Origin of the sequence: Streptomyces spectabilis, assembly GCF_008704795.1 — a bacterium.
Taxonomy (GTDB): Bacteria; Actinomycetota; Actinomycetes; order Streptomycetales; family Streptomycetaceae; genus Streptomyces; species Streptomyces spectabilis.
Map to the genome: position 1 here is coordinate 8,190,051 of NZ_CP023690.1, position 18,895 is coordinate 8,208,945.

The window sequence follows — 18,895 nt, forward strand, 5'->3', positions numbered from 1 at the left end:
CCCAAGCCCGTCGAAAGAGCAGAAGACCGAGTACTCCGGAGCGGATCCGGAGTGGAGGAAGGAACCGTGTTCAAAGCCCTAGGACGTTTCGTCGTCGGCCACCGGTGGCTGGTGATCATCACCTGGCTCATCGCCGGGGCGGCCGTGATCGGCTTCGCGCCGTCGCTGACCACCACAACCGACCAAGCAGAGTTCCTTCCCAAGCACTACGAGTCCATCCAGGCCCAGAAGATCCAGGAGAAGGCGTTCCCCAAGGGCTTCAGCCCTTCGGCGATCGTGGTGTTCACGCGCGAGGACGGCAAGGCCCTGAACGCCGCCGACTCCGCGAAGGTCGACAAGGTCGGCAAGGCGCTGAAGGCCAAGAAGTACGAGAAGGTGGAGCAGGTCATCACCGCGCCGCCGTCGCCGCACAAGAAGGTGCAGACGGTGATGGTGTCGATGGCCGACGTGAAGGCGGGTGACAAGGGCCAGCAGCACGCGGTCGAGGACATGCGGGACGATCTGGAGCCGCTGGTCGCCGACTCGGGACTGAAGGCGGGCGTCACCGGTGACGCGGCCACCCAGCTGGACAACGAGGAAGCCTCCAAGGAAGCCGACTCGCTGATCTTCCTCGGCACCATCGGCCTGATCATCGTCCTGATGACGATCATCTTCCGCAGCCCGACGATCACCGTCCTCACCATCGTCGGGATCACGCTGGTCTCGCAGATCGCCAACGGCCTGATCGCCACCTGCGCCAAGGTGTTCCACCTCAAGGCCGACAGTTCGGTGTCGTCACTGCTGATCGTGGTGCTCTTCGGCGTCGGCACCGACTACATCCTCTTCCTGATGTTCCGCTACCGGGAGCGGCTGCGGCTCGGCGAGGACCCGAAGACCGCCATGGTCTCGGCCGTCGGCCGCGTCGGCGAGGCCATCGCGTCGGCCGCCGGAGCCGTCATCGTCTGCTTCCTCGCGCTGCTGCTCTCCTCGCTCAGCTTCCTCGTCTCGATGGGCCCGGCGCTCGCCATCGCCATCGGCGTGACCCTGATCGCCTGTCTCACGCTGATCCCGGCGATCATCTCCCTCATGGGCACCAAGGTGTTCTGGCCGTCCAAGTCCTGGCAGCGGGAGCCGCGCGCGGCCCGGTTCGGCGCCCTCGGCCGGTCCGTGGCCCGCCACCCCGGCCGGTTCGTGGTCGGCTCCGGGCTCCTCATGATCGTCCTCGCCCTCGGCGCCCTCGGCTACAAGCCGACGTTCGCCAGCCAGGAGGACGAGAACTCCAAGAAGGAGTCGCAGGTCGCCCTGCACGCCATGAGCCAGGACCTGCCCGCGGGCAGCACCAACCCCAGCACCGTCCTGATGCGCTCCACGAACGGCGAGAAGCTCCACGAGGCCGACATGAAGGCCTTCGTCGCCGAGCTCAAGCAGGTCAAGGGCGTCGGTGACGCCTCCCGCGCCCAGCTCAGCAAGGACGGCAGGACCGCCGAGTTCAACGCCGTCCTGACGATGGACCCCAACGGCCGCGAGGCCATGGACATCGTGCGCGGCCCGCTGCGCACCACGGCCCACGAGCAGGCCCCGCCCGGCACGGAGACCAAGGTGGGCGGCGTCACCTCGGTGTTCGTCGACATCAACAAGGCCGTCAACCGGGACTTCTCCGTGGTCTTCCCGACGGCGGCCGCGCTCATCATGCTCATCCTCGGCCTGCTGCTGCGCAGCGTCGTCGCGCCCGTCTATCTGATGGTCTCGGTCGCGCTCGGCTTCGGCGCCACGCTCGGCGCGAGCGTGATCCTCTTCCAGCAGATCGAGGGCCAGTCGGGCCTGACCTTCTTCCTGCCGGTCATCATGTACTTGTTCGTGGTCGCCATCGGCACCGACTACAACATCCTGATGGTCGCGCGCCTGCGGGAAGAGGCGAAGGAAGGGCTCGGCCCGCGGGAGGCCACCGCCAAGAGCATCCAGCACGCGGGTCCGACGGTGGCCGCCGCCGGTGTGATCCTCGCGGGCACGTTCGCCTCGATGCTGCTCGCCAGCGACGTCTCGCTCGCCCAGATCGGGTTCGCCGTCGCCTTCGGCATCATGATCTCGGCCTTCGTGATGGCGATGTTCTTCACTCCCGCCCTCACCGCCCTGTTCGGCCGGGCCGCGTGGTGGCCGCGCCGGATCACACCGGACGCCCCGAACCGGGGCGTGCCGCCGCACGACGGCTACCAGCGGCCGGTGCCCGCGCAGAGCGGTTCGCCGTACGCGCAGTACCCGCCCCAGGGCGGTCGGCGCGACTGACCGGTACGCCCCACGGAAATCGCGCCCCACCGCCGCAGCGGTGGGGCGCGATTTCCGTGGGGGATCGAAGTGGGGGATCGAAGGGGCATGCAAGGGGGCCGGGCGAGCCCCCGGACTACTCGGCTATCTTCGTGCGGCCCACCCATCGCAGTTTCAGCGGGTCGGAACCCCCGTCATGTGCCGGGGAATTCGTGCGGGCCCCGCCCACCCCGCCCTGAGCGTCAATGAACTCGTAGTGTTCATAGCCGTTTCCGTGCCGAATCTTGATCTTCTCCGCGGAGCAGATCACGTCATTCAGCTCGGCGAGGACGACGGTTCCGGAAAGGGTGCTCGGGCCGCCTTCGAGGTGGACGGAGTTCAATGTGATGGCGGAGATGCTGGGGTCGATTCCTCGCATGGGTCACCTCTCGTCTTGGCACCTCGGACTCGGAGTGATTGTTCTGCGGCCGCACGGACTTCGGAAAGCCCTCCGACACCCCTCAATGACCCCTATGCGCCTGCGGCGTTCGGCCTCGAAGCGGTCTCAAGAGTTCACGAACGCACAGTGGCGGGGACCGGGTCCGGGTGCCGCTGCCGCCCGTTCAGCTCCGGCAGGGGCGGCTGCTCGGCTTCGGCGGGGGCGGCGCCGAGCGCGCTGAACTTCTCGCCGAGCGGCCGGATGAGGTTCTTCTCGACCTCGTAGTAGCTGGTGAGCGCCGACAGGGGCACCCGGCGCAGGTGCCAGCGGCCCGTGAGGTTGCAGCCCACCGCAGGATCGGGCGTGAAGTGGCCGGTCAGCCAGCCCTCGTGCGCGCCGTCGAGGGTGTGCTCCAGGCGGAAGTGGTTGAACAGGCTCTGCGCCGTGGCGCGGACCGTCTCGTGCGGGTCCTGCGGCCTGGGGTCCGCCACGCCGAACCAGCACTCGGGCTCCTCGGCGTCCTTCACATAGGCGTCGTTGAAGCCCAGCCACGGCCAGACGAAGGCGATGTGGCGCGCGTGCGCGGTGCTCACGTCGTCGGCGCGCAGGCCGTCCGCGATCCGGTCGGCGTCGATGTAGAAGCGCCCCAGCCAACTCGGCAGCCACAGGTAGTACGGGTAGGAGCTGTCGTCGGAGAGCAGATAGCTGTTGGCGTTCGAGAACAGTTCGTTCCCGGCTACGGGCCGCAGCCGCACACCGTACTCGGGCAGGTTGAAACGCACGCTCAGGACTTCGAAGAACGACCGTACGTCCTGGAAGTAGGCGGCCAACGTGCCATAGGCGTCCGCGGTTTCGGCGGCGATTTCTTTACGGAAGATCATGGGTACCTCTCCCACGCGCTGAGGCGGTGCTTCCGGGTTCTCACATCGGCAGGGAACCCGAATGTGCTAAGACGTCTGCGTGAGCGCGACTGTAGATCACCAGCAGAGTGCGGTAAACCATGCAAGGGCAAACACGGTGACGCACACTCAAGAACCACCACCCGCCCTCGCGTTACTCGACACGGCGATAGTCGGAGCCGGAATCGGAGGCTGTTTCCTGGCCGAACAGCTCGCCCGTGAGCGGGAATCCGCCGGACATCCCCGGGGCGGCCGTGTGGCCCTCTTCGAGCGCACGCACCGGGTGGGCGGACGGCTGTGGACGGTGCGCATGGGGCAGGGGCCGGACGCCCCGGTCGCCGACCTCGGCGCGATGCGGCTGCACCGCGGACTGCGGCGGGTCCTGGACGCCGTGGCCCGGGCCGGACTCACGGGCGACCTCGTGCCCTTCGACTTCGGGCGCCCCGAGAACCTCGTCCACGTCCGCGGAGTGACCCTGCGCCAACGCGAGTTGACCGACCCCGCGAGGATTCCGTACGACCTGGCGGAGCAGGAGCGCGGCCTGGCACCAGAAGACCTCGTGCGGCGCGCGGCCGACGCCCTCGTGCCCGGCTTCACCGAGCTGCGCCGGACCCACCACACAGCCGTCGAACAGGGTGACGCGCACCGGGCCGCGCGCACGGCCGCGGCGTTCCGCGCGCACCGGGACCGGGCGGCCGTCGGCGGACTCCCGCTGTGGCGGACGACCTACGCCGACGCCCTGCGGGCGGTCCTCGGCGCACAGGCCGTGGCCCTCCTGCACGACACCGGTGGCTACGACGTGGCCACCAGCGGCGAGAACGCCGCCGAACAGCTCGGCCTGCTCTTCCGCACCCCGCCCGACGCCGAGTACGTGACGCTCCGGCACGGCATGCAGAGCCTGCCCCTCGCCCTGTGCGACCGCTTCACGGCGGCGGGCGGGGGCCTGCGCCTCGGCCACCGGCTCCTGCGGATCGACCGCGCGGAGCCGGGCGCGGCCCGAACCGCGGCGGAACGCGGCGAGCCCCCGCCCCGCTATCTGCTGACCTTCGCCCTGGAGGACCCGCGGGGCCGCGCCACCGGAGAGCATCTGCGCGTCCACGCGCGCACGGTCCTGCTCGCCCTGCCGCCGGGGCCGCTGCGCCGGCTCGCCCAGGACGGGCTGCCTTTCACCCCCCGGCTCCGCGCGGACCTCGCGGCCCTCGACGCCGTGCCCGCGCACAAGCTCTTCCTGCTGTACGAGACGGCGTGGTGGCGCCGCCTGGGCCTGACGCGCGGCCGCGCCACGACGGACCTGCCGCTGCGCCAGCTCTGGTACGGCGGCACCTGCCCGCCGCCCGCCGCCGCCCGCGGTGAAGGACCGGCGCTGCTGCTCGCCGCGTACCCGAGCGGACCCGCCACCGAGGCGTGGCACGCCGTCGAGCCGCCGCACCCCTCCGCGCGCGAGCCCGACGCGGCCGCCGTCGAGCGGGCCCACCGCCTCGTCGCCCGCATGCACGGGCTGCCCGGCCTCGCGGCCCCGCTGCTCGCCCGCCGACAGGACTGGAACCGGCCACCGCACGACGGGGCCTGGCACGTGTGGCGGCCCGGCCACGACCCCGAGGCGGTGGCGCCCCGCGTGCGCCGCCCCCTGCCCGGCGAGGCGGTGCACCTCGTCAGCGACTGCTGGACGCCCGACCCCGGCTCGATCGAAGGGGTCGTCTCCTGCGCGGAGGCGGTGCTGAGCGAGCTCGCGAGGGAACGGGGCGACCACGGGGGACACCGGGCACGGTAGGGCGGCACAGAGGCGCCCTGGGCGGCGGGACACCGGGCACGGTAGGTTCTCCGTAAAGATTCGGTCATCGGTGGGGCCCGCACAGGGCGGTTCCTCACCGTGCGGTTGTGGCGAGGTGTGGTGGCATGGGTGTGCTGACGGTGGGGAAGGTCCTGCGGTTCGACGAGGTCCGCGGCTACGGGTTCATCGCTCCCGAGACGGGCGACGAGGACGTGTTCATGCACGCGAACGACCTCGTGGGCGAGAAGTACCTCTACCAAGAGGGCAGCGTGGTCGAGTTCTTCCTGGAGATGGGGGACAAGGGGCCCAAGGCGTCGAACATCCGCCTGGTCCATCAGTCCACCTCCCACCAGCTGCCGCGCGGCGGCCTCGCGGCCCGGTCCGCCGCCCCCGCGGCCGGTGACGGGGAGGTCTCCCCGGCCGACGAGTTCGCCCAGGAGCTGACGGAGGCCCTGCTCGACTCCGTCGGCTCCCTGACCGGCGACCAGATCAAGCGCGTGCGGGCCTGTGTGCTCGAACTGGCGCGGGAGCACGGCTGGGTCGCCTCCTGACGCCGGTTCGCGCGGAGCCGACGAAGGGCGGTGGGGTGCGCGCACCCCACCGCCCCCGTCCGTCACCGAAGTCCCCCGCAGGGACCGCCGGTCGTCACTCCTGACGTGCTAGACGGGCTGCCACAGGGCGGGGACGTTCGGCGGCTCCCAGCCCGGGTAGGCGGTGTGGCCCTGGACGCAGCGGTAGCGGACGCCCTCGTACGTCACGACGTCCCCGGCCGTGTAGGTGGCACCCAGCTGCCAGGTGGTCTCGCCGCCGCCCGGCACGGTGAGGGTGTAGGTGGTGCTGTGGCTGACCTGCCCGGCGCCCGTGAAGGTCAGTGTGTACGTACCGCCGACCGTGCCCGCGGCGACCTCGACGGTGGCGGTGGAGGACTCACCCGAGGTGACCGACTCCGGGCTGAAGGTGACACTCACCCCTGCCGGGGCGCCCGACGCCGAGAGCTTCACCTGTTGTGCGTTGCCGCTGGTCGTGGCCGTGGCGACGGTGACCTTCGCGGAGGAACCCGGCTCGACGGTGCCCGTGGCCGGGTCCGCCGAGATCGAGAAGTCGTCGGTGGGGGCGGGTTCGTCGCCCACGGACGTCTTCCAGATCGTGTACGCGACCCCGTCCGAGCTGCGGTTCAGAGCGGTGGCGGCGATGTTGGCGGTGGTGTCGCAGCCGGAGTGGTAGCACGGGTCGTAGGCGCGGCCCGCGGTGCCGCCCCACTTCGCGGCCTCGGCGGCGGACTTCGTCGCTGAGGCGCCGGTGGCGTAGCCGGAGGTGGCGATGCCGACCTGCTGGAACGACGCGTCGTCCGACCGGCCCCGCCCTTCGACGTTCTCCTGCGGGGCGAGGTTGAGCGACGTCCAGTACTCCTTCATCGGGGCCGAGGCCGCCGAGTTGAGGTTGTTGATGAAGTAGCCGGCGTTGACCGAGCCGACCATGTCGAAGTTGTAGTACGCCTTGATCTTGGCGCGCTCGGTGCCGTTGAGGGTCCTGGCGTAGTAGTCGGAGCCGTTCAGGCCCTGCTCCTCATCGGTCCACCAGGCGAACCGGACGCGGTTCTTCATGGTGGGGTTGTTCTGCGCCAGGGCCAGCGCGGCCTCCAGGATCGCGGCGGAGCCGGAGCCGTTGTCGTTGATGCCGGGTCCCGCGGCCACGCCGTCGAGGTGCGCGCCGAACATGTAGACGTTGTCCGCGTTGCCCCGCGGCCACTCGGCGATCAGGTTGTTGCCCGCGCCCGCGGAGCAGCCGGAGGCGCACGTCTGCTCGGTGACCTGGTATCCGGCGGCCTCCAGCTTGCCCTTGACGTAGGCGAGGGAGGCGCGGTAACCGGGCCCGGTGGCGCGGCGGTTGCCGCCGTTCTGCGAGGCGATGGTGTTGAGCTGCGTCAGATGCGCCTGGACCTTGGCCACGTCGATGTCCGGCGGCGGCGTCGGGTTGCCGCCGCCGCCCACGGTCAGCGTGTACTGGGCGGTGTGCGTCCTGGTGCCCGCGGTGCCCGTGACGGTGATCGGGTAGGTGCCGGCCGCGGTGGACGCCGAGGTGCTGATCTTCAGGGTGGAGTTGGCGCCGGAGGTGACGGTCGCCGGGTCGAACGTGACGCTGACTCCGGTGGGTGCGCCGGTGGAGGTCAGCGAGATCTGCTGGGCGCTGCCGGTGACGGTCGTGGTGTTGACCGTGGCCGTGGCCGAGGCGCCCGGCTCGACCTTGCCGGAGGCCGGACTCAGGCCGAGCGAGAAGTCGTTCTGCTGCCCCTCGCAGGTCGGGTCACCGGGCTGGGCCGGGATGCTGATGGCGTCCCAGGCGGCCTTGGTGGCGTTGAACAGGTCGCAGCTCGCGTCCAGGTTCTTCGCCGAGGTCAGGGTGGCGGTGCGGTAGCGCTTGTACGTCATGCCGCTGGTCTTGAGCAGCATGGCGCCGTAGAAGATCTTGCCGGCGTTCTTGGCGCCCACGCCGGTGACCTGCTTGCTGTTGCAGGTGGGGCTGGTGGGCTTGCCGCCACCGGGGTTGGAGCCTTCCGCGAGGAGGTAGAACCAGTGGTTCATCGGCCCGGCCGCCTTGTGCTCCTCGGTGCCGGGGATCGACGCGGAGTAGCAGTTGGGGTCGTTGTTGACCTTGCTCGGGTCGTACATGTTCCGGATCGGGCCGCGGCCCTGGAGGTTGACCATCTCCCCGACGGTGTAGTCGGGGGTGTCGTAGGGGGCGGCCTGGTTGATGTACTCCTCGGTCAGGGCGCCCATGATGTCGCCGGTGGCCTCGCCGAGGCCGCTCTCGTTGTTCGCCCCGCCGGGGGTGTTGGAGTCCAGGCCGTGGCCGAACTCGTGGGCGACGACGTCGACCCCGGCGATCCACTCGTTCGCGCTGTTGTGGCCGATGGTGACGGAGGAGCCGTCCCAGTACGCGTTGAGCTGGTTGAGGCCCACGCGCACCGGCCAGCTGCGGCCGTTGCCGTCGTGACCGTTGCGGCCGAACCACTCCTTGAACATGTTCCACTGCTTCTGCGCCGCGAACATCACGTCGACGCAGCCGGTCTCCCGGCTGGTGGGGTTGCCGGTGCCCCAGTCGTCGGTGGCCTTGGTGAAGAGGCCGCCGTTGTAGTCCGAGCACTGCAGGCCGGGCCGTGTGGTGTCGCGCAGGACGTAGTTGGTGCCCGACCGGGAGGTGTCGATGGTCAGCGGGCTGGGGCCGTTCCACTTGCTGCGGCCGGTGCCCGCGCGCACGTCGTCGTAGGTGTCGACGACCTTGCCGGTGAGCGCGTTGACGAAGACGTGCAGCCTGCTGGGGTCGCCCGCCTTGGTCCTGCCGGTCAGGACGGTCTCCCAGGCGAGCGCGGGCGCGTCCTTCTCGACCCGGACGACCAGGCGCTTGGACGCGACCTTCGTCACCGACGCCAGCTTGGCGCGGCTGGTCCTGACCGCCTGCGCGGCCTTGACCTCGGCCTTGGTGGTGACCGAGATCGTCGCGTCGGTGGCGGCGTGCACGGAGCGGACCTTGCCCTCGCCGTCGGCGAGGACCACCGCGTCACCGCCCACCACCGGCAGGCCGCGGTAGGTGCGCTCGTACGCGACGGAGTACAGGCCCTTGCCCCAGGGGATGACCTGCTGCCGGTCGTACTGTTCCTCGGGGCCCTTGGCGAGCGAGTCGAGGCCGCTCCGCGCCGCCTTGTCGGCGGCGGCGACGGCCTTCGCACGGGGGTCCGGCTTGCCCGCGGGGGGCGCGGCCGAGGCGAAGGATGCCGGTACCACCACCACCCCGAGTGCCATGGCCAGGGTTATCCCGGCCGCTGCGGATCTTCTGAGCATCACGGCTCCTTGTGAGAGGTGTTGAGGCTCGGCTGGGCCATGGGGGAGTGCGTGCGCGCGTCGGTTCCCGCGGCCGTGCCCGGTGGTCCGCATCTGTACTGACGGTGACATGACACCCTCATGGCTGGCGGAACCCTCACATCGGCCCGGGCCCCGGTCAATGGATTTCGGGCGTCCGGCACGTCTTGTCAAGAACTGGCAAGCGCGCCGGGCGGGGCCCGGCGTCACTCCGACAGGCTCCGCAGCCGCTCGCGGTACTCCCGGACTTCCGGCAGGTCGCCCCAGCGCCCGGCGAGCCGGCTGTGCAGCCCGCGCAACTCGGCGGTGATCATCAACTCGCGTGCGCTCAGGGCCTCTTTCAGGACAGGCTGCGCCAGGGCGACCGCCGCGACGGGGTCACCGGCGCACGCCCAGCTGTCCGCCAGGCGCAGCGTGAGCAGCAGGCGCGTGGTCTGCATCACGGGCGGAAGCAGCGCGTACGACCGGGCGGTGGCCTCGATCGCGCGCCGGGCCACCGCGCGGTCGTCCGTCATCACCGCGAGGTCGCGCAGCGCCCCGCCGATCGCCGACTCCAGACGCAGTACGCCCTCCGCCCCCGACAGCCAGGGCGCTTCCAGGCGGTCCCGGTCGTCCAGGCGGGCGAACCTGCGCCGGGCCATGGAGATGTGCCGTCGGCACGCGGCGGAGTCGTGGCTCAGCGCGTACGCCCGCGCCTGGTAGAGGTCCGCCAGGGTCGTCATCCAGCGCCGCTTGGCGTCCACCGCGCCGATGGCCTCCGCGTACACGAGCATCGACGCGGCGTCCCCGTCGAGCCGGACGAGGGTGCACATGTCGCTGAGGAGCGTCGCCCGGGCCTCGGCGTCCTGGGCGGCGTCCGCCCACCGCAGGCCGTGCCCGAGCCAGGCCATGGCGACGCCGCTCTGCCCCCGCTCCATCCGCAGCCGCCCGGCGACCTGCGCGTACTGTGCGGCGAGCCGCAACTGGCCGTACGGCAGGCGGCCGGTGGAGTTGACCGCCTCGGCCCAGCGGGCCACGCCGCGCAGGAGGCGCTCGACGGTGGTCACGCACGCGTCGGTGACCTGGGCGAACGCCTCGCGGATCAGACAGGCGAGGACGGCGGTGAGGCCGTGCAGCAGCTCCACCTCCGCGCCGAGCACCTCACTGGCGCGGTCGTACGGCTTGGTCAGCCCGCTCAGCAGGTCCGCCACCGAGCTCCGGTCGGGCGTCGCGCAGCCCACCGTGCCGTGCAGCGGGCAGGCCAGGCCCTCGTCGGGCAGCCGCGCGGGCCACGGCTGGGCGGTCAGGGGGACCTCGATCCCCGGGGTGTCGGCTCCGGGGATCGGGGAGAACAGCGTCGGTGCCGTCAGGAAGCGGCCGGGCACGCACAGCGACTGCCGCGGCGAGGAGATGGCCGTGGCGAGCTGCCCCCCGGTCTCCAGGACGGCGTCGAGCCGGCTCACCAGGTCGAAGGGCGGCTCCCGAAGGCCGCTCTCCAGCCGGCTGATGAAGCTGTGGTGGTAGCCCACCCGCCGACCGAGCTGCAACTGGGTGAGTCCGGCCCGCCGCCGGTGGAAGCGCAACTGCCGCCCGAACTCAGCCCACCCCGGGTCGACCGCCTGTGACATGCCGACGGACATGGCCCCTCCCCGACCGGGCTCCCCCTGGGGTCAGTGTGACAGGTGAGGTTGATTCTTCCAAGGTTGATTCTTCCAACACCTATACGTACAGGGGGAATTGGCGCCCGCGGTGGCCCGGGGTGGCGGAGCCGGAGGACGGGCGAGCCGTCAGCTTTCCGGGTGGTGGACGGCGAAGACCGTGTACGTGTGCGGGTCGGGCGTGCCCAGCGCGGCGGCCCGGTCGCGGTACACCTGGACATCCGGGTCACCCATGGTGGCCTTGATGTCGGCCTTGCTGCGCCACTGCGCGAAGTAGACGAGGCGCTTGCCGTCGCGGCTGGTCATGATGTTGACGGAGATGCAGCCGGGCCGGTGGCGGATGAACTTCTCGGCGCCTTCGCTGAGCACCTCGGCCAGCTCCCGCTGCTTCTCCGGCTCCACTTCGAACACGTTGATCATGGCGAAGGTGCCGTCGTCGGTGCGGATGATCGTCTCGGTCATGGGGGTCACGTGCCTTTCGTCGTCGATGGTTAGGGCTGATCACTCGTCGGCAGGACTCGGGCGACGGACGGCCGGGGAAGGCCCGGCAGCCCTCAGGAGGGGGCCGCCGTCCACGCGCGGGCCACCTCGACCGCCTGTGCCGGGTTGAGCCGCGGGTCGCACAGGGACGAGGGGGTGGCTCCGGCGGCCCCGGCGTCGAGTTCGGCCGGGTCCGTCCAGACGCACTCGGCCACGTCGTGCGGCGTGGTTTCGAGGTGCAGCCCCGCGGGCGTTCCCCCTGCCGCGGCCACCACGTCCAGGAACGCGCGGACTTCGGCGACCACCGTCCGGACCGAACGGACCTTGACGCCCGAGGGCGACCTGACGGTGTTGCCGTGCAGCGGATCACACAGCCACGCCACCCTGTACCCGGCCGTGCGCACCGCGGTGACCAGCGGGGGCAGCGCGGTACGGACCGCCGCCGCGCCCATCCGGGAGATCAGCGTGAGCCGCCCCGGCTCCCGGTCGGGGTCGAGGCGGGAGCACAGGGCGAGCAGATCCTCCGGCCGGGTCGCAGGCCCGACCTTGCACGCGACCGGGTTGGTCACCTGCGCCAGCATCCGGGCGTGCGGACCGTCCGGGTGGCGGGTGCGCTCACCGATCCACGGCAGGTGCGTGGAGGCAAGGAGGACGTGGCCGGCCGCGGTGCGACGCAGCAGCGGCAACTCGTAGTCGAGCACCAGCGCCTCGTGACTCGTCCACACCGGTGCCCCCGTGGGCAGGGTCCAGTCACTGGTGCGTTGCCGCAGATACGTCACGGCGCGATGGGCGGCGTAGTAGCACTCAAGGAGGCGCCGGGGGGCGGGGCGGCGGGCCTCGGCGGTCGGTTCGGGGCCGTTGACCAGGTGGCCGCGGTAGACGGGCAGTTCGACGCCGTCGACGTGCTCGGTGGTGGCGCTGCGCGGCTTGGCGAACTGACCGGCGATCCGCCCGATGCGCACCACCGGCTGGCCGGTGCCCGCCACCATCACCCCGGCGAGCGCGTCCAGCAGGCCCGCCTTGCGCATGACCGTCGCTGGTTCGCACTCGGCGGGGTCCTCGGCGCAGTCGCCCGCCTGGATCACCAGGTAGTGGCCGCTCGCGGCCTCGGCGAGCAGGGTCCGCAGCAGGCGGATCTCCTCCCAGGTCACCAGGCCCGGAAGGCGGGCCAGCTCGGCGCGGGCCGCCGCGACCTGGACGGAGTCGGTCCAGTCCGGCTGCTGTGCGGCCGCGCCGAGGTCGCGCGGGAAGTCCTCGTCCAGATCGTGGAGGGGAACTTCGACGGCGAGGGCGTGGAGCGGATATCCGGGGCGGGAGAGGCCGATCACGGGAGCCGCCGCGCCATGGTCAGGCCGTCGGCGACGGCGAGCATGACCAGCTCCACGCGCTCGTCCTCGCGGGCGTGTTCGTTGAAGGCGTGCACGGCGGCCGGCTTCTCGCCCGGGAACTCGTCGATCACCTGCCCGCTGAAGAGCGTGTTGTCGACCAGGATCAGCGCGTCAGGCCGCATCCGTGGCACCAACTCCTCCCAGTAGTCGATGTAACCGGGTTTGTCGGCGTCGATGAAGGCGAGGTCCAGGTGCGGCTCGGCGGGCAGGGCGCGCAGGGTGTCCACGGCCGGGCCGAGACGCAGTTCGATGCGGTCGGCGACACCGTCACGGATCCAGAACTCGTGGGCCAGATCGGTCCATTCGGCCGAGATGTCACAGGTGATCAAGGAGCCGTCGGCGGCGAGGCCGCGGGCCAGGCAGAGCGAGGAGGAGCCGGTGAACGTGCCCACTTCGACGACGTTCCGGGCGCCGAGCAACCGCACCAGGAAGGTCAGGAGCGCGGCCTCCTCGGGGGCGACCACCATGTGCGCCTGATCGGGTGTGAGTGTCCGGGTCCGCTCCGCCAGTTCCGCCAAGAGAGGGTCGGGGGTCATCCTGCCCTGGGTGAGCAGATAGTCGTGCAGCTCGGATGTGAGCGCGATGTTCCTGAAGGTGTCGTTCCGCAGCACGGGGTCTCCCGATGGTGGTGAGAGGAATGGGTCCGCGGGGCCGAGTGGAGGAACCGGCCCCACGGGGTGCGCCCGGTGGTCGGTTCAGGTGACCGTGCCCCCGGCGGACAGCCAGGCGGCGTAGACACGGCGGACCGCCTCGGCCGGACGCGGAAGACCGATGGTCGCGGCGCGCAGGTCGCCGGAGCTGTGCAGTTCGAAGCGCCGTCGGCCGGGAAAGTGGTGGTTGCGGACGAAGTAGGTGACGGTGGAGCCGTGGGGGCCGCCCTCGTGAGGGTTGTGTCCGCCGCCCTCCCACAGCAGCCCGGCGTCGGTGTGCCAGGTGGTGACGAGTCGGCACAGCAGCGGCGAGGAGGGCCGGGCCAGCACGAACGCGGTGTGGTTCTCGAAGCCGCACCCGGCTTCGGTCGCCGCGATCCGCTCGTCGAACGCACTGCTGTCACGAGGAAAGAGGAAGACCTCGACCGCGGCGTGCCGCCGCCCGTCCGGCAGCTGGAGCCGCAGTCGGGTGATGTGTACCTCGCAGTTCGCCGGATCCAGTCCATGGCGCTCGGACAGACGGGCGCGCACCACGGTGCTGGGGACGGTCGGCGAAGGAGCCAGCCCCCGCGCCTCCAGATAGCGAAGGCCCGTCGTCAGGGTGCGGGGGAACAGCAGGACCGCGCAGTGGTCGAAGACGCACTCCCGCTCGGTCAGCACCGCTGCGGTCCCCCGCGGAGCCAGCGGTGCGACGAGTTCGGACGCCGGTACCGTGCTGGCGAACCGGGCGTCACGTATCACTTCCTCCAGACGGTGACGATCCGCCTCGGTGAACGCCCCTGTGATGGCCGAACCGTCAGTCGGACGGGTTTGGTGCTCGGCGATGCCAGAGGAACGTACGAAATTCATTGGTGCCTCCTGCCTTAGAGCTGTCGGAATTCTGTGACGAAAACCCGCTCATAAGCAAGGGCGGTCGGGTGGCGGCTGCGTTTTCTGCTTCGAAAAGGGCGTTCACGCTGCCCGTGCGCGCCTGTCACCTGGGGAAATGCGACCCTTCGATTCTGTCGATGCCATGATTCGGTAGAATCGATCGATCCGAGGAAGGCGTTCCTCGCGAATGCTGGAAGCGGACTCCCCTCTTTCTGTATTGATGTTTCTTGTCGGCTGCGAAGCCCGCGCCCGCAGGTATTCGGGCGCCGAGCTGCGATGACGCGGCGCGCGGAGCCGATTCCGTCGATGGTTGCCTGCGATGAGGTCGAACGATCAGCGGGTGAAAGCAGGCACAAGGTCCTCGTGCGCTGCTGGTAAAGCCCTTGTATTGAGGTTCCTTATGGTGTGCCGGTGATGCGCGGACCATCGGGATTTCTTATCGGGCGGCGCTGGACGAAAGGTTCGGGCGCCGCACAGAATCCGTATGCGCAAGACAGCGTCCGCATCGTTCTGCCGCTACGGAGGTTTCTTTGTGAACGCTCCTCCTGCCCGCACGAAATCCCTGCCGGTGTCCCGCACGTTCACCGACGCCCTGGAACGCGCGGCCGCGTGCCGTACGGCACCCGCCGTGTGGGACGGCGGCCGGTGGCGGACCTGGCGGGACTGCCTGGACCAGGCCGAGCGCACCGCGGCCGCGCTGCACCGGCGAGGTGTGGGGGGCGGCGACGTGCTGGCCGTCGCGCTGCCCAACTCCTGGGAGCTGGTGGTGCTGCACGCGGCCGCCGCCCGGCTCGGCATCCTGTTGCTGCCCCTGCACTCCGCCTACGGCACCCGCGAGACGCAGCGGCTGATCGAGCGGTCGGGTGCGGTCGCGCTGGCCGCCGCAGCGGTCAGGCGAGGCGAGGACCGTAGCGAGGAGATCGTCAGCCTGCGCGAGCGGTGCGCCGGGTTGCGGCACCTGTGGGTGTCGCACGCGGCCGCCGCCCGTCCTGGGGCCGACGGTCCGCGGGATCTGGCCGAGCTGTTCGACGAGGAAGCGGACCCGGGCGTGCGGTTGCCGCCCGCGCCGACCGACCCGCGGGCTCCGCTGGTGCTGCTCGCGTCCTCGGGGACGACCTCCCAGCGGCCCAAGCTGTGCGCCCACAGCCACGGTGGGCTCCTCGGCAACGCGGCGGCCGTGGCGGCGGACGGTGGATTCGGCGCCGCCGACACCATCGTGTCGGCGAGCCCCCTCAGCCATGCCTTCGGGCTGTTGTCCGTGCATCTCGCCCTGGTCACCGGCGGGGCCGTCGGCCTGTTCGACGGCTGGGAGCCGGGCCGGTTCGCCGCTGCTCTGGACGCGGTCGGCGCCACCACCGCCTTCGCCGTACCGGCCCAACTGCGCGACCTGCTGACCCTGCCCGCATACGACACGGGTACGCGCTCGCCGACGCTGCGGGAGGTACGCACCGGCGGCGCGCCCGTGCCCCGCGAACTGGCCGAGGAGGTACGCCGCACCTTCGGGGCGCACCTCGTCGTGCAGTGGGGGATGACCGAGGTCGGCGCCGGTACGTACACCCGCGTCGGCGATCCGCCCGAGGCGGTCGGGACCATCGGGCGGCCGGCCGCCGGCGCCGAGGTGCGGATACGGCGCCGGGACGGCGAGCCGGCCGCGCCCGGCGAGACCGGTGAACTCCAGTACCGCAGTCCCTTCATGTTCTCCGGCTACTACCTCGACCCGGAGCTGACCCGGGCCGCGCTCACCCCGGACGGCTGGCTGCGCACCGGCGACCGGGCCGCCCTTGAGCCGGACGGCTCGGTGGTCTACCGGGGCCGCGCCGACGAGATGATCAACCGGGGCGGGCTGAAGTACAGCGCGCTGGAAGTGGAGGAACTGCTGAGCGACCTGCCGCAGTTGGCGCAGCACGCCGTGGTCGCGCGCGCCGACCCGCGACTCGGCCAGCGTTCCTGCCTGGTCGTGGCGCTCCGCCGGGGCGAGCGCGTGACCTTGGACGACATCACGAGCCATCTGGTGGCCAAGGGCCTTGCCACCTACAAACTCCCCGAACAACTGGTCGTGGTCGACCAGTTGCCCACGACGGTCACCGGCAAGACGGCCCGCGCCCGGCTGAGGGCGATCCCCCTGCCCCCTCTCCCCGCGCGGCCCCCCGGGCGCGCCGCGGCGCTGAGGCCGGGCGGCGCGGAGGCCGCCCGATGACCGGGGTGACCGGGGCCGCCTCAGGCGTCCCGTTGTCCGCGCAGCACCGACTGCAGACCGGCCAGGTTCGGGTTGGACGAGTTCCGGTCGAGCCACGTCATGGTGATGGACGTGCGCAGGGACACGTCGTCGACCTCGACGACAGCGATCTCACCCCGGCGCGCCTGGGCGCGCACCGCGAGGGACGGCAGCAGCGCGCACCCCATGCCCGCGGCCACGCACGCGCTGAGGGTGCCGATGCTCGACACCTCCGCGACCGGCTCCTTCGCGGTCCGGCCGGAGAAGGAGTCGTCGAACATCTGCCGGAAGCCGCAGCCGCGTTCGGTGGCGAGGAAAGGCTCCGATGCCAGCTCCCCGAGGTGCACCCGCCGGCGTGCGGCCAGCGGATGGTCCGGCGGGGTGATGACCACCAACGGCTCCTCGCCCAGGGTCTCGGCCCGCAGCCCCGCGTCCGTCGGCGCGTCGCCGAACGTCAGGCACACATCGAGGTCACCCCGGCGCACCGCCTTGTACAGCTCACCCCGATTGTCCTGAGTGATGCGTACCCGTGCCTCCGGATGGAGCGAGCGATAGCGCGAGAGCACCTCGGGCAGCAGATGCAGACACACCGTCTCCAGTGCGCCGACCGCGACCTCCGAGTCCGGTCGGCTCACCGCCCAGCGTGCCTCCTCCATCAGCTTGAGGATGCGCTCGGTGTACTCCGACAGCGCCACGCCTTGCGGCGTCAGCCGAATCTGCCGCTGCGAGCGGTCGAGCAGCTCCACCCCGAGCTCGCGTTCCAGTGCCTGAATCTGGTCGCTGACGCTGGACTGCGCGTAGTGCAACTCCCGGGCCGCCTGGGTGACGCTCAGCGTCCTGGCGACCGCCTCGAACGTCCGAAGATGCCGTAACTCCATGTCTTGGCTCCCCCCTCGAACACCGATCGGCTGAGCCGATGTTACCCATAGGGCATTCCCGTCGTCACCGGCGGCAGAGCGCCTTTCGGTTCCGCTTGAATGGATTGCAACTCCGTCAACTCCGTGTGTATGGCGGCCCATTAGCGCTGTCGAAATGAAGGAGAGAAACATGTCGACGCAGGCGGAAGCCGTTTCCGTCGCACCGGCGCGCATCGAGAAGCCCTCGGCGACCCTGCTGATCGGGCTCTCGCTCGGCTACTTCATGGTCCTGCTGGACACGACGATCGTCGCCGTGGCGCTGCCCGCCATCTCCGGTTCACTGCACGTCGGCCTCAGCGGCCTGCAGTGGGTCACCAACGGCTACACGATCACCTTCGCCGCGTTGCTGCTCACCGCAGGCTGGCTCTCCGACCGACTCGGCGGCCGCAGGGTCTTCGTCTGCGGCCTCGTGGCCTTCGGCGTCCTGTCCGGCGTCTGTGCCGCGGCCGACTCCCTGGGCGCCCTGGTCGCGCTGCGCCTGGCTCTGGGCGCGGCCGGTGCGCTGATGCTTCCCGCCTCGCTCGCCGTGATCACCCACGCCTACAGCGACCCGGCCGACCGCGCCCGCGCCGTCGGCAACTGGGCGGCGATCACCGGTGTGGCGCTCGCGGCGGGCCCCCTGGTCGGCGGCGCGCTCACCGACACCGTCGGCTGGCGCGCGATCTTCCTCATCAATGTGCCGCTGGCTCTGATCAGCCTCGTCATCACCCTGCGCCTGGCCCCGGAGACACCGCGGAAGCAGCGCAGCGGTCTGGACGTCACCGGCCAGCTCAGCGCCGTCGTCACCCTCGGCGCGCTGTCGTACGCGCTGATCGAGGGCCCGGACACGGGCTGGGGCAGTGGCGCGGTGGTCGGCGCCTTCGTCCTGACGGCCCTCGCGGCCGCGGTGTTCGTCGCCGCCGAGTCACGGGCGAAGGACGCGGCGATGCTTCCGCTGCGCATGTTCCGCAGCCGGGGATTCTCCACCGCGTTGGGGGTGGGTCTGATCGCGAACTTCGGCCTGTCCGGGCTGCTGTTCGTGCTGTCGCTGTTCTTTCAGGAAGGCCGGCACTATTCCTCGCTCAGCGCCGGTCTGGCCTTTCTGCCGCTGACCCTGCCCACCGCCTTCAACCCCATCTACACCGGACGGCTCGTCGGCCGGATCGGCCCGCGCCGCCCTGCCACCCTCGGGTTCGCCCTGATGGGCATCGGCGCCCTGCTGCAGGCCCCGTTCACCGACGACTCCGCGCTCGCCCTCGGCGTCACCGTGGTCGGTCTGCTGGCGTTCGGCTTCGGTGTGTCCTTCGCCCTGCCCGCACTGGTCGCCGGCATGGCGAGTTCCGTACCGCCCGATCTGGCCGGCATCGGTGCCGGTGCGCTCAACTCGGCCCGCCAGGTCGGCGCCTTACTCGGCGTGGCCGTCCTCGGCGTGGCTCTCAACCTGTCGTCGACCAACGCCGACGGCACCAAGTGGGCGCTCGTCGTCGGCGGCGTGAGCCTGCTGTTCGGGGCCGTCGTCGCCGGGACCGGACTCAAGGGGCGCACCGCGGGCTGACGGGCCCCGGCCCCGGCC

Annotated in this window: 14 protein-coding genes; 5 read left to right on the forward strand and 9 right to left on the reverse strand. The window is 71.0% G+C overall.

The window, feature by feature from the left end:
• Positions 1-66 precede the first annotated feature (66 nt).
• Positions 67-2,262, forward strand: coding sequence for an MMPL family transporter (locus CP982_RS35040; protein ID WP_229879670.1), 2,196 nt, complete (start codon positions 67-69; stop codon positions 2,260-2,262).
• 115 nt (positions 2,263-2,377) lie between these two features.
• Here the strand turns inward: CP982_RS35040 and CP982_RS35045 are convergent, their stop codons facing one another.
• A complete protein-coding gene (locus CP982_RS35045; RefSeq protein WP_150514135.1) occupies positions 2,378-2,659 on the reverse strand; it encodes a DUF5988 family protein in 282 nt (93 codons plus the stop codon).
• Positions 2,660-2,793: 134 nt separating this feature from the next.
• Positions 2,794-3,540 carry a hypothetical protein gene (locus tag CP982_RS35050; protein WP_150514136.1) on the reverse strand — a complete coding sequence of 249 codons (747 nt, stop codon included), beginning with the start codon at positions 3,538-3,540 and terminating at the stop codon, positions 2,794-2,796.
• Between the two features lie 136 nt (positions 3,541-3,676).
• On the opposite strand from CP982_RS35050, the gene CP982_RS35055 reads away from it, so the two are divergent.
• A complete protein-coding gene (locus tag CP982_RS35055) occupies positions 3,677-5,329 on the forward strand; it encodes a flavin monoamine oxidase family protein (protein ID WP_184925348.1) in 1,653 nt (550 codons plus the stop codon).
• Between the two features lie 131 nt (positions 5,330-5,460).
• Positions 5,461-5,880: a cold-shock protein gene (locus CP982_RS35060; protein ID WP_150515881.1), complete on the forward strand. Its 420-nt coding sequence runs from the start codon at positions 5,461-5,463 to the stop codon at positions 5,878-5,880.
• Positions 5,881-5,988: 108 nt separating this feature from the next.
• On the opposite strand, the gene CP982_RS35065 is transcribed toward CP982_RS35060, so the two are convergent.
• The 6 genes from CP982_RS35065 to CP982_RS35090 all read right to left on the reverse strand — a co-directional run bounded on the left by CP982_RS35065 (position 5,989) and on the right by CP982_RS35090 (position 14,190).
• The gene (locus CP982_RS35065; RefSeq protein ID WP_150514138.1) at positions 5,989-9,168 is read right to left on the reverse strand and encodes a M20/M25/M40 family metallo-hydrolase; all 3,180 of its coding nucleotides are present in this window, start codon (positions 9,166-9,168) and stop codon (positions 5,989-5,991) included.
• A gap of 224 nt (positions 9,169-9,392) precedes the next feature.
• Positions 9,393-10,805: a helix-turn-helix domain-containing protein gene (locus tag CP982_RS43025; protein ID WP_150514139.1), complete on the reverse strand. Its 1,413-nt coding sequence runs from the start codon at positions 10,803-10,805 to the stop codon at positions 9,393-9,395.
• 147 nt (positions 10,806-10,952) lie between these two features.
• Entirely contained in the window at positions 10,953-11,285 is a 333-nt protein-coding gene (locus CP982_RS35075) for an antibiotic biosynthesis monooxygenase family protein (protein ID WP_150514140.1), read from the reverse strand.
• A 92-nt stretch (positions 11,286-11,377) separates the two neighbouring features.
• The gene (locus CP982_RS35080; RefSeq protein WP_308294321.1) at positions 11,378-12,631 is read right to left on the reverse strand and encodes a 3-deoxy-7-phosphoheptulonate synthase; all 1,254 of its coding nucleotides are present in this window, start codon (positions 12,629-12,631) and stop codon (positions 11,378-11,380) included.
• Entirely contained in the window at positions 12,628-13,302 is a 675-nt protein-coding gene (locus CP982_RS35085; RefSeq protein ID WP_229879672.1) for an O-methyltransferase, read from the reverse strand. The genes CP982_RS35080 and CP982_RS35085 overlap by 4 nt, the downstream gene beginning before the upstream one ends.
• A gap of 84 nt (positions 13,303-13,386) precedes the next feature.
• Entirely contained in the window at positions 13,387-14,190 is an 804-nt protein-coding gene (locus CP982_RS35090; RefSeq protein ID WP_150514141.1) for a hypothetical protein, read from the reverse strand.
• 553 nt (positions 14,191-14,743) lie between these two features.
• Between CP982_RS35090 and CP982_RS35095 the strand changes: the two genes are divergently transcribed.
• Positions 14,744-16,408, forward strand: coding sequence for a class I adenylate-forming enzyme family protein (locus CP982_RS35095; protein ID WP_170316555.1), 1,665 nt, complete (start codon positions 14,744-14,746; stop codon positions 16,406-16,408).
• A 20-nt stretch (positions 16,409-16,428) separates the two neighbouring features.
• On the opposite strand, the gene CP982_RS35100 is transcribed toward CP982_RS35095, so the two are convergent.
• Complete coding sequence (locus CP982_RS35100) at positions 16,429-17,304, reverse strand: LysR family transcriptional regulator (RefSeq protein ID WP_150514143.1); 876 nt, start codon at positions 17,302-17,304, stop codon at positions 16,429-16,431.
• Positions 17,305-17,473: 169 nt separating this feature from the next.
• Between CP982_RS35100 and CP982_RS35105 the strand changes: the two genes are divergently transcribed.
• Positions 17,474-18,877: an MFS transporter gene (locus CP982_RS35105; protein ID WP_150514144.1), complete on the forward strand. Its 1,404-nt coding sequence runs from the start codon at positions 17,474-17,476 to the stop codon at positions 18,875-18,877.
• Positions 18,878-18,895 lie beyond the last annotated feature (18 nt).